Source organism: Yoonia sp. 208BN28-4 (genome assembly GCF_037543925.1).
In the GTDB taxonomy this organism is placed as follows: domain Bacteria; phylum Pseudomonadota; class Alphaproteobacteria; order Rhodobacterales; family Rhodobacteraceae; genus Yoonia.
In genome coordinates this window covers 297,515-308,498 of sequence record NZ_JBBIFY010000002.1, presented here as the reverse complement: position 1 = coordinate 308,498, position 10,984 = coordinate 297,515, and the positions used below count along the sequence as shown (strand labels likewise).

At 58.6% G+C, this 10,984-nt stretch carries 10 protein-coding genes; 1 reads left to right on the top strand and 9 read right to left on the bottom strand.

Annotated features, from left to right (window positions below; all coding sequences use genetic code 11):
- Positions 1-8: 8 nt before the first annotated feature.
- A complete protein-coding gene (locus tag V8J84_RS07630; RefSeq protein ID WP_339929712.1) occupies positions 9-1,574 on the top strand; it encodes a tetratricopeptide repeat-containing sulfotransferase family protein in 1,566 nt (521 codons plus the stop codon).
- Here the strand turns inward: V8J84_RS07630 and V8J84_RS07625 are convergent.
- The 9 genes from V8J84_RS07625 to V8J84_RS07585 form a co-directional block, all read right to left on the bottom strand.
- Entirely contained in the window at positions 1,552-1,965 is a 414-nt protein-coding gene (locus V8J84_RS07625; protein ID WP_339929710.1) for a secondary thiamine-phosphate synthase enzyme YjbQ, read from the bottom strand. The genes V8J84_RS07630 and V8J84_RS07625 overlap by 23 nt on opposite strands.
- A 9-nt stretch (positions 1,966-1,974) precedes the next feature.
- Positions 1,975-2,235: a hypothetical protein gene (locus V8J84_RS07620; protein ID WP_339929708.1), complete on the bottom strand. Its 261-nt coding sequence runs from the start codon at positions 2,233-2,235 to the stop codon at positions 1,975-1,977.
- A 123-nt stretch (positions 2,236-2,358) separates the two neighbouring features.
- On the bottom strand, positions 2,359-2,802 hold the full coding sequence (locus V8J84_RS07615) for a hypothetical protein (protein WP_339929706.1): 444 nt from the start codon (positions 2,800-2,802) through the stop codon (positions 2,359-2,361).
- Between the two features lie 88 nt (positions 2,803-2,890).
- Complete coding sequence (locus tag V8J84_RS07610) at positions 2,891-3,166, bottom strand: HlyU family transcriptional regulator (RefSeq protein WP_339929704.1); 276 nt, start codon at positions 3,164-3,166, stop codon at positions 2,891-2,893.
- Between the two features lies 1 nt (position 3,167).
- Positions 3,168-5,147 carry an RNA polymerase sigma factor RpoD gene (rpoD, locus tag V8J84_RS07605; RefSeq protein ID WP_339929702.1) on the bottom strand — a complete coding sequence of 660 codons (1,980 nt, stop codon included), beginning with the start codon at positions 5,145-5,147 and terminating at the stop codon, positions 3,168-3,170.
- A gap of 125 nt (positions 5,148-5,272) precedes the next feature.
- Positions 5,273-7,252 (bottom strand): DNA primase, encoded by a 1,980-nt coding sequence (dnaG, locus tag V8J84_RS07600; RefSeq protein ID WP_339929700.1) that lies wholly within the window; start codon positions 7,250-7,252, stop codon positions 5,273-5,275.
- A gap of 31 nt (positions 7,253-7,283) precedes the next feature.
- Entirely contained in the window at positions 7,284-7,823 is a 540-nt protein-coding gene (locus tag V8J84_RS07595) for a sarcosine oxidase subunit gamma (protein ID WP_339929698.1), read from the bottom strand.
- A complete protein-coding gene (locus V8J84_RS07590; protein WP_339929696.1) occupies positions 7,816-10,722 on the bottom strand; it encodes a sarcosine oxidase subunit alpha family protein in 2,907 nt (968 codons plus the stop codon). Before V8J84_RS07590 ends, V8J84_RS07595 begins: the two co-directional genes overlap by 8 nt.
- Positions 10,719-10,982: a sarcosine oxidase subunit delta gene (locus tag V8J84_RS07585; RefSeq protein WP_339929694.1), complete on the bottom strand. Its 264-nt coding sequence runs from the start codon at positions 10,980-10,982 to the stop codon at positions 10,719-10,721. The genes V8J84_RS07590 and V8J84_RS07585 overlap by 4 nt, the downstream gene beginning before the upstream one ends.
- Positions 10,983-10,984 lie beyond the last annotated feature (2 nt).

The window sequence follows — 10,984 nt, the reverse complement described above, 5'->3', positions numbered from 1 at the left end:
GGCGGATCATGCTCGAGAAAGCGGACAAACTGGCGCGCGCAGGCAACTTCAAAGACGCAGAGGCGCTTTATGCCAAGCTGGTGAAAGACAAGCCACGCAACGCAACCGTGCTGCAAACCGTAATCACCTTTCACAACCGGTATAGCCGCAAATATCGCGCCGCCGTGCCGTATGTGCAGGCGCTTGTCGCGCTGAAACCCAAAAGCGCGCAGGCCCATGCTGTTGCCGCCGAGACCTACTGCAACTGTGCCCGCCCGTTTCTGGCACAACCGCATGCGGATCAGGCCGTGTCACTTGCGCCTGATGACGCCGATTGTCTGTTTGTGGCCGCCGTGACGATGATGCAAATCAATCGCTTCGATCAGGCTATGGACTATCTGGATCGGGCATTGTCCGCGCGCCCCGATCATGCCCCTTCCCTGCTGCAAAAGGGACGTGCCCTGCGCAATACTGGCCAGCTGGATGAGGCCACCGAAGTTGCGCGCATCCTACTTGCCCGCAACCCTGATGATCTGAACGCGCTTGAGCTTTATTTCAGCACCACCCAGATCGCCGCCGATGATCCGGTGTTTGTCGATGTGCGCGACCGTATCCTGCCAGCGTGCGAAAAACTTGGTGGTGCGGTCCTGACCAACATCTTGCATCTGATCGGCAAAGCACAGAACGACCAGCGGGACTTTGGGGCCGCCTTTGACAGCTTCGCCCGCGCCAAAACCGCGCGGGGTATCACGCATGACAGCGCCGGATACGCCAATTTTTTAAGCGCGATGGTCAACCGGATTAGCAAGGACGACTTCACGGCGGGCGGCAATCCGTCACAACAGCCTTTGTTGATCGTGGGGATGCCCAGAAGCGGGTCCACCTTGCTGGAGCAGATCCTGACAGGCCACAGTCAGATTGACAGCGCAGGCGAAAGCCCAAGCCTGAACATCATGGTGCAGGATATCGGTGTGCGCAAACATCAAGGCCCTGCCTTGGCGCAAGCGATCAAGCAAATTCCGGCAGAGGCTGTCACCCAGCTAAGCGGGCGTTATCTGACCCAGATCGGTACGCCGGGCGACAACACCTATACCATCGACAAGAACCTCCATAATTTCGAACTACTGGGCTTTTTCGCCAAGCTGTTTCCGAATGCGCCTATTATCCACACCATCCGCGATCCGTTGGATACTTGCGTGTCATGCTACATGCAGCCGCTGTCGGCGTGGCACAGCTACACACAGGACCAGACCGCATTGGGGCGGTACTATCTGCAATACAGGCGGTTGATGGACCACTGGGCCGCCGTTCTCCCAAATCCGATGCTGACGGTGCCTTATGAAACGCTTATCGCTGATCCCAAATCCACAGCTTCCGGTGTTACGGATTTTCTGAAGCTCGATTGGGAAGACAACTGTCTGGATTTTCAGACCACCACGAACACAAGCGCGACCCTATCAACGTGGGCCGTGCGGCAGCCGCTGAATACGCGGTCCATTGCGCGGTGGCAGCGCTATGATGACCGGATCGGACCGCTGAAATCGGCGCTGGCACCTCTATACCCTGACGGCTTTACGAAGACAGGTGGCCAATAACGTTTCGGCGGTGCGCCCTGTCGCGATGTTCGAAAAGGTAAATCCCCTGCCACGTTCCCAGCATGAGCTGCCCGTTCCGGACAGGAATGGACAAGTGCGTTGGCAAGAGCGCTGCCTTGATATGGGCTGGCATATCGTCAGGCCCTTCGTAGGTATGCGTCAGATAGGCCATCTTCGGATCGGTCGTCGGTGGCACAAGGCGCGCGAAATAGTTATGCAAATCAACCTGCACTTCTGGGTCGGCGTTTTCCTGAATAACAAGCGAACAGGACGTGTGCTGGACAAATAGCGTCAGCACGCCTGCGGTCTGCCCGTGAAGGGATGCCGCAACCTGCGCGGTGAATTCGTATAAGCCGGGCCCGTTTGTCGGGATGGTGAAATCTGTCTGCATAATCGCAGACTACTCCGCCAGACAGGCCAACGCGAGAGGCACTCGGGACTGACCCCCTGTCGGCACAATCGACAGCAGCACCGCAGGTACTTCGCAAATATCGCCAATGACTGGCTGCGGCATCGGCGATTGGATCGGTTGCGCGATCAAGACTGCGGCGGGTTGTAGGCTGGCGGTGGTTTGCGCAGCCTCACCTGTATGGGCGGCAGCGCCACCAGCCCAGATGGTCAGAACGGCAGTTGTTTTGATAGCAAACATAAGACGGGTCATGGGACGTGGTCCTTTCGTGCGGCGTTAACCTCAAAGTGGCCACTATCCGCACGTCACAGAACCCTATTGCACGCCCGTGTGATCGCCAGACGTGCACAGCTTGGTGATGCCGCTGAAACAGACCTAGCGAGACAGCACGTCTGTCCAAGGAAATGCGACCGAACCGTCATCGCATTCAAGCGTTGCGATCTGCGCGCCGTTTTCAAAGATATTGATGCCGCCAAACGGGACATTCTGTTTACCGCTGGCGGACGGGTTGCGATCCACGCCTGCATAAACTTCGTAGGCTACCGTGTTGTTATAAAACGTAACGGCCTCGAAAATAGAACTGCCCACACCGGGCCATGGCGCGTAGTCAACGTCACTGACCGGCACGCTTAGCGCCAGTTCTGCCTGTCCGCCGCGTGGACCAAACCTGTAAGACGCCGTCGATTTGCTGGCACAGACCTCGACCGTTTTGCCACCGTTCTGAAAACTACACGACATGAAAACCGTTCGACCCGCATCGCAGGCCGCAAAGGCCGGAACGGCAAGAAGTGTTACAAAAAGCGTTGCGAAAATGCGCATGACATCACCCGTTTTGAAATATCTGCCCCACCAATAGCACACGGGGGCCCGCGATCAGAGCCCCTTGCACCACGCATTTCGCGCAAATCTAGCGGAAGATCTCGTCGCCTTGTTCGTCGATCACCTGCTTGGCCTTTGCCAGTGACATTTTACACGCCTCGTCATAGTCGCCCACGGTATCAGCGCGGATCAATTGATGCGCGCGCGTCTGGCCATCAACATCTTTGGTAATCTGCGCCCCGATCCGGTAGCCGCCACCCTCTTTCGTAGGACTTGGCACGATTGAGAAGCCCTTGTGCGTCTCGGCCGGGGTGGCTTCGGCGGCGGGCTTTGACCCGCCGAGAAGTTTTGACAACCACGCCATTTTACTGATCCAGGAACGACCGCAGCTTGCGCGACCGGCTTGGGTGCTTGAGCTTGCGCAACGCTTTCGCCTCAATCTGGCGGATACGTTCGCGCGTCACGCTGAACTGCTGGCCCACTTCTTCAAGCGTGTGGTCGGTATTCATACCGATGCCGAAACGCATACGCAGTACACGCTCCTCGCGTGGGGTGAGCGACGCCAGAACGCGGGTCGTGGTTTCCTTGAGGTTTTCCTGAATGGCGCTGTCCAAGGGCAGGATCGCATTCTTGTCCTCAATGAAATCACCAAGCTGGCTGTCTTCCTCGTCACCAATCGGTGTCTCAAGCGAAATCGGCTCTTTGGCGATTTTCATCACCTTGCGGACCTTCTCCAAAGGCATTTGCAGCTTTTCTGCCAATTCCTCTGGCGTCGGCTCGCGGCCAATCTCGTGCAGCATCTGGCGACCGGTACGGACCAGTTTATTGATCGTCTCGATCATGTGGACCGGAATACGGATCGTGCGGGCCTGATCAGCAATCGAGCGGGTGATCGCTTGACGGATCCACCACGTTGCGTAGGTCGAGAATTTGTAGCCGCGACGGTATTCAAACTTATCCACCGCCTTCATCAGGCCGATGTTACCTTCCTGAATAAGATCAAGGAATTGCAGGCCACGGTTCGTGTACTTCTTCGCAATCGAAATCACGAGACGCAGGTTCGCCTCGACCATTTCTTTCTTGGCCTGACGGGCTTCTTTTTCGCCCTTCTGAACCTGCTGCACGATGCGGCGGAATTCAGTGATGTCGACGCCAACATACTGACCAACTTGGGCCATGTCGCCGCGCAGTTCTTCGATTTTGTCGGTTGAGCGTTCGGTCAGGGCCTGCCAGCCGCGGCCGGTCTTTCCGCCCATTTCCTCAAGCCAGTTGGGGTCCAACTCACGCCCGCGATAGGCGTCAATGAATTCGCGGCGGTTGATGCGGGCCTGATCCGCCAGCTTCACCATGGAACTATCAATCTGCATGATACGGCGGTTGATGCCGTAAAGCTGGTCGATCAGCGCTTCGATACGGTTGTTGTGCAGGTGAAGCGAGTTCACCATCTCGACGATCTGCGAGCGCAACAACTGGTATTCGCCCTCGGACTTTTTGGAGAAGCTGTCATCCTCGTTCAGGGTCGCGGACATCCGCGCGTCCTGCATTTCGGACAGTTCGGCAAAGTCGTGTGCGATCACTTCAAGGGTTTCAAGCACGCGTGGCTTCAGTGCCGCTTCCATCGCGGCAAGCGACATGTTCGCCTGCTCTTCGTCGTCGTCGTCGTCATCCTTGGCAATCGGGTTGCCATCCGCGTCAAGTTCCTGCTTTTCTTCCTTGGCACCTTCCGCAGTGGCGGCGGCACCGGGGGCTACGACGGACTCTTCTTCCTCGTCTTCCTCAAGCTGGTTGCCAAAGGTGGTTTCAAGGTCGATCACGTCGCGCAGCAAAATGTCTTCCGACAAAAGTTCGTCGCGCCAGATGGTGATCGCCTGGAATGTCAGCGGGCTTTCGCACAGCCCGAGGATCATCGTGTTGCGGCCCGCTTCGATGCGTTTGGCAATCGCGATCTCGCCTTCGCGCGACAGCAGTTCAACGCTGCCCATCTCGCGCAGATACATGCGCACAGGGTCGTCGGTGCGATCCAGCTTCTCGTTGTCGGCACCTGCCAGCGTAATTTCGCGATTACCGCCGGTGGTGGTCAGTTCCTTGGAAGAGTTGTCGTCAACTTCTTCGCTTTCTTCTTCCTCGGTGACCTGAATGCCCATTTCGGACAACATCGACATCACGTCTTCAATCTGGTCAGAGGATACCTGTTCAGGAGGAAGAACCGCGTTCAACTGATCGTAAGTGATGTAGCCCCGTTCTCGGGCATCGGCGATCATCTTTTTGACGGCGGCTTGGCTCATGTCGAGCGATACGTCGTCCTGATCCTGGTCCTTACGGTCGTCGTTGTCTTTGGCGGCCATGAAATGATCCTTAGGCTGTCGTCGGGGAGGCCCGACTGATTCGGATGATTCGTTATGTCCGAATCAATCTGGCTTCAGACTGATTCGCAACCACGTCGGCGTTATTTGTTTGGGTCTGTTGCAGGTCACCCTGCTTCGCCCTGTCCCTTTTTGGTCAAGCTGATTCGGCTCAACATATCGTCAAAGGCGCTGCGTTCGTCTTTCGAAAGCTTTGCCCCGTTTTCAGCGGTTTCAAAATCCGCCGTGTCGTTCGTTTCGCGTCGCACGGATGTATCGACCGCTGCGGCTGCCTTGGCCAGACGCCATGTCACGCTTTCGTCCGCGACATCATCCAGCGTGTCTTCCATCCCGTCGCTGACCTCTCGGGCGTAGCCGCGCATCGCGGACAATCGCGCCAGTTCGTGCCCCAAACACAGGCGCGCAGCCTCAATATCACCGGCACGCAAAACTGTGGGCGTGATGCGAACGTGGGTCTGCTCTTTCAGCTTTTCAAGGGGATCAAATGCAAGTTCTGCCGTCAGTGTTTCCACCACATCCACAGCGCCAATGTGCGTGAGGATACCGTCGCGGATACGGGTGTGCGTCTCATCCGCGCAGGTCATGCGTTCAAGCTGGGCTTCAAACTCCGATGCCACAGCGGGCGTGGCCAGAAGCGTCGCAAGGATCACTGCTTCGCGCAGGTGGTCTTCGTTTGCGGCCCCTGCCCCCAGCGCGGACTGCTTGTTGCTGGGTACAGGCGACAGACTGCGTTGCCATGGCTGTGCATTGCGGTTCCACGGCTGACGCGCACCGCCCGATTGCTTGCGCGGGCTTGCGGTGTTGCGCGGATTGAACAGCGCCCAGCGCATTTGTTTGATCGCCTCGCCATAGTGGCTGCGGATCGACGGGTCCGCGATCAATTTGATCTTTTCGCGCAGGGTTTTATCCAGTGCCGCTTTACGTTCGGGGCTGTCAAAGACCTTACCATCCGTTTCGCGCTGCCACAAAAGCTGCACCATCGGGATCGCCTGATCGAGCAGGTCCTGCATCGCCGACGCGCCTTTGGCTTTGAGCAGATCGTCGGGGTCCATACCCTCTGGCATCAGGGCAAAACGGAGCGATTGACCAGCCTCCAACAATGGCAGAGCGTTGTCGATCACCCGCATCGCGGCGCGCATACCAGCGGTATCGCCGTCCAGCGCAATGATCGGTTCGGGGCTGATACGCCATAACAGGCGCAGCTGATCCTCAGTGATTGCCGTGCCAAGTGGGGCGACAGTTGCGCCAAAGCCTGCCTCGGACAGCGCGATCACGTCCATATAGCCTTCGGCGACAATCAGCGGCGTGCCTTTGCCAGCCGCCTCGCGCGCGGGCTTCTGGTTATAAAGGCTGCGGCCCTTATCGAACAAAGGCGTTTCGGGTGAATTCAAATATTTCGCACGGGCATCGGCTGCCATAGCCCGCCCGCCAAGTCCAATAGCACGGCCACGGCCATCGCGAATGGGAAAGATGATGCGGCCACGAAACCGGTCATAAGGGCTGCCACCGCGGTCACTTTCAGCAGCAAGACCAGCCTCGATCACCAGTTTGGAATCCACACCCTTGCCAGTCAGATGTGCCATGATCCCGCCGTTGTCGGGGGCATAACCGATGTCCCAGCGCGCCTGCGCCTCCGGTCCCAGTCCGCGTTTATCCAGATAGTCCCGCGCAGCACCGGCAGCGGCTGTTTGCAGTTGCAGCTTATGCCACTGCACCGCCTGCTCCATCACATCTGCCAGTAGTGTGCGGCGGTCGGCCTTTTCCTGTGCTTGCGGATCACGGGCCGGCATCGGCATTCCGGCTTCACCGGCCAGGATTTGCACGGCTTCCATGAAGCCCACATTTTCGGTTTCGCGCACAAAGGAAATCGCATCACCTTTGGCGTGACACCCAAAGCAGTAGTAGAACCCCTTTTGGTCATCGACGTGAAAGCTGGCGGATTTTTCCTGATGGAACGGGCACGGCGCCCAATAGTCGCCCTTGCCCTGATTTGTCTTGCGCTGGTCCCACATAACCTTGCGCCCGACCACCTGCCCAAGGGACAGGCGTGTGCGCAACTCATCAAGGAATCCGGGGGGCAAGCTCATGCCCTATTATCTAGCCCGCGCAGCAGAGAGTCTAGGTCGTGCGTGCCGCCACGCCCCGCATCGCGGTTTCCAGATCATGGACCAACGTGCCTGCCATCGACCGCATAGCCATCACCTCAAAGCTGTCGTCGATCCGTGTGACGGATACAGACATATGCGCCAACATCGTGCGGGCCGTCTGCCCGCTGGGAAACACCTGTTTGCGCAGATCAATCGGCACAAGCCGTGCCAAAACGTCCTCTGCGCTGTCACCTGACAGGCGCACGATGGCCCAACCGTCACTTTGGTCAGTCACCGCCGCACCGTCCAAACGCGGCGCATCCGGTCCGCAGATAAGCGCCACACCAAGCCCTGCCCAAATCGCCCGCGTATCTGCGGCGCTGGTGGACCGGTTCGGTTTCGGGAAACTGACGCCAACAGCGGATTTGAGCGCCTTGGACACGGCGGTTGCCTGCCCTTTGAACGGCGCCACGCTGGTGATTGTGGGGTAAGTGACTTCTTCAAGCCTCAGATCACCGTGTGTGACCGGCAGCAGCCCCGCGCAAGGCGTTTTGGCAATCAATCTAACCACGCACCCGCCCTCCGTCTTTGTCGAAAAACACCGGATCGCAAACCTCGACCTTTTCAGTCAATCCTCGCAGGTGATCGTTGAGCACAATCGTCTCGCCATGGCGCGCGCGCCCGTTTTGCAAGAATCCCAGCGCGATGTTGCATTCCAATGTGGGTGACCAGCACACCGATGTGACATTGCCCGCGCTGTTTTCGCGCGTGAATTCGGCATTCTGAGCAAACAGATGCGCGCCAGCACTGAGCGCATTTTCCGGCGTCACGGCTTTCAGCCCAACAAGCTGGGTGCGATGATCGCCAGACAAACCAGGTCTTTGCGCGGCGGCCTGCCCGATACAGTCTTTTTTGGCACTGACCATTCCGGCAAGGCCCAGATCAAATGCCGTCACACGGCCATCCATTTCGGCGTGGGTCAGGAACCCTTTTTCGATCCGCAGCACATTCAGTGCCTCCATCCCGTAGGCACCGCCGCCCAGCGCCTCGGCTTGGGCCACAAGAATACGGAACAGGCTATCGCCAAAGCGCGACGGGACAGCAACCTCGTAGGCATGTTCGCCAGAGAATGAGATTCGGAAAAGCCGTCCTGCAACGCCAGCAATGTCAAACGCCCCGCAGCCCATAAACGGCAGATCAATCGCAGCATCGCCCAACCCTTCAAGCAGGTCTTTTGCCAGCGGTCCAGCAACGGCAAATTGCGCCCACTGTTCGGTGACAGAGGTGATTTGCACATCCAGATCAGCCCGCAAACCTTGCCTGACAAATTCCAGATGCTGCATGACATTGCCAGCAGCCGCCGTGGTCGTCGTCATCACATAGTGATTTTCGGCGATACAGGCGGTTGTGCCATCATCCATGACCGTGCCGTCCTCGCGCAGCATCAGCCCGTAGCGCACGCGCCCTGCCTTGAGCGTTGAAAACGTATTGGCATAGACAAAATCAAGTAATGTCCCAGCATCGGGGCCCTGAATGTCGATCTTTCCCAAGGTCGAGACATCACACACGCCAACTGCATGGCGCACATATCCAACCTCGCGGTCGCATGCCTCGCGCCAGGTCGTTTCGCCCTGCGCGGGAAAGTAGCTGGGGCGATACCACAGACCCGCCTCGATCATCGGCGCGCCGCGTGCAGTGGATGCTTTGTGCGACGTGGTGTGCCGTTCAGGGGCGAAGCCGTGCCCCTGCGATCCGGCCCCCATAGCGGCAATCGGCACGGGCACATATGGCGGGCGGAAGGTCGTCGTGCCGGTTTCGGGTATCCCGCGCCCCGTGGCATCCGCCAAGATGGCCAGTGCGGCGACGTTCGACGATTTGCCCTGATCGGGGGCCATGCCTTGGGTGGTGTACCGCTTCATATGCTCGACCGAGGCGAAGTTTTCGCGCGCGGCAAGCTGGATATCTTTCACATGCACATCGTTCTGGAAATCGAGCCACTTGCGCCCTTTCCCCTCAACCATCCATAGCGGAGCGATGTGATAAGGCGTGGCATCTGCGGCAGGCACATCAAGTTCGGGCACGGTATGGCCCAGATCGCGCAATGTCGCAGCTGCCACCGCAATCGCGTTTTCAAAACAGCCTTGCGTGTCGAAGATGCCGTTGCAGGCACCCGCTGCACGCAACCCCGGCACCGCGTCATCGGTCGGCACAAACGACAGGATGTTTGCGTCCCAAACCGGGCGACCGTTCATATGGCACGTCAGGTGAACAGAGGGATTCCAGCCACCCGACACAGCAAGGCAGTCCGCCCGCAACGTGCGTGTCCCGCCGCTATGGGTAATCGTGATGGTTTCAAGCGCATGACGTCCCGTGGTCGCTGTGACGACCCCATTGGTGAACACGGGAAAATCGCCACTGACTTGCACATCAGCGCGGCTGTCGATCAGGCCGACCACATTCACCCCTGCCGCAACAAGATCATGCGCGGTGCGGTGCGCGTCGTCGTTGTTGCCAAAGACGGCCACCGATTTGCCGGGCGCTACGCCCCAACGGTTCACATAGGCGCGCACACCGCTGGCCAGCATGATGCCGGGTCTGTCGTTGTTGGGAAAGGCGATGGGTCGCTCAAGCGCACCGGCACACAGGATGCTTCGCTTGGCCGCGATCCGCCAGAAACAGGCAACGGGCAGATCAGAATTAGGCTGTCCGCTGTTGACCCGTTCCAACGCGCCATAAGTGCCCTGATCATAGGCCCCTGTCACGGTGGTGCGGGTCATGATCCGCACGTTGGGCATCGCTTCGAGTTGCGCTGTCGTCTTGGCGATCCAGTCGGCTGCTGGCGCCCCTTCGATCAATTCGCGTTCAACCAAAAGCCTGCCGCCCAGCGCGGTGTCTTCGTCAGCGATGATGACATCCGCACCCGCTGTCGCAGCGGCCAAAGCCGCCATCAGACCCGTTGGTCCGCCGCCGATGACCAGCACATCGCAAAACGCAAAAGCCTTTTCATAGGTGTCGGCGTTATGCTCACCGCTCAACGCGCCCAGACCTGCGGCGCGGCGGATCACTGGCTCGTAGAGCTTTTCCCAAAAACTGCGCGGCCACATGAAGGTCTTGTAATAGAAACCTGCTGATAAGAACGGCGAGGCCGCGTCATTCACAGCCATCACATCGCGCTTGAGGCTGGGCCACGCGTTCTGGCTAAACGCTTCCATTCCCTCGTAAACTTCTTGCACGGTTGCCCGCACATTGGGGTCCTGCGACGCACCGCGCCCGATTGTGACCAGCGCGTTCGGCTCTTCCGATCCGGCTGTCATAGTGCCGCGAGGGCGGTGGTATTTGAACGACCGTGCCACCAGCTTCACGCCATTGGCCATGAGTGCGGCTGCAAGCGTTTCGCCCGCGATGGCCTTGAAGGGTTTGCCGTCAAAGGTAAAATTGACGACGGCCTGATCGTGATTGCGCAGCCTCATGATTTTGCCCCCGCGACCAAAGCCACATCGAATATCTCGTGCGTGCGGGTATCTCGGGTCACCACCACCCAAGCGCCACAGCCCGCAACATGGTGCCAAAGATCACGGGTCTTTCCCGCTGGGTTGGTGCGATTGTGCAAGTAGTCGTCCCACTGCTGCGGGGCCGCATCCGTTGCAGGTCGGTCAAGTGCGACCGCATCGCCCTTGTAGTAGAACTCTCGCCGGTCGCGTTCACCGCAAATGGGACAGGATATGCGCATGG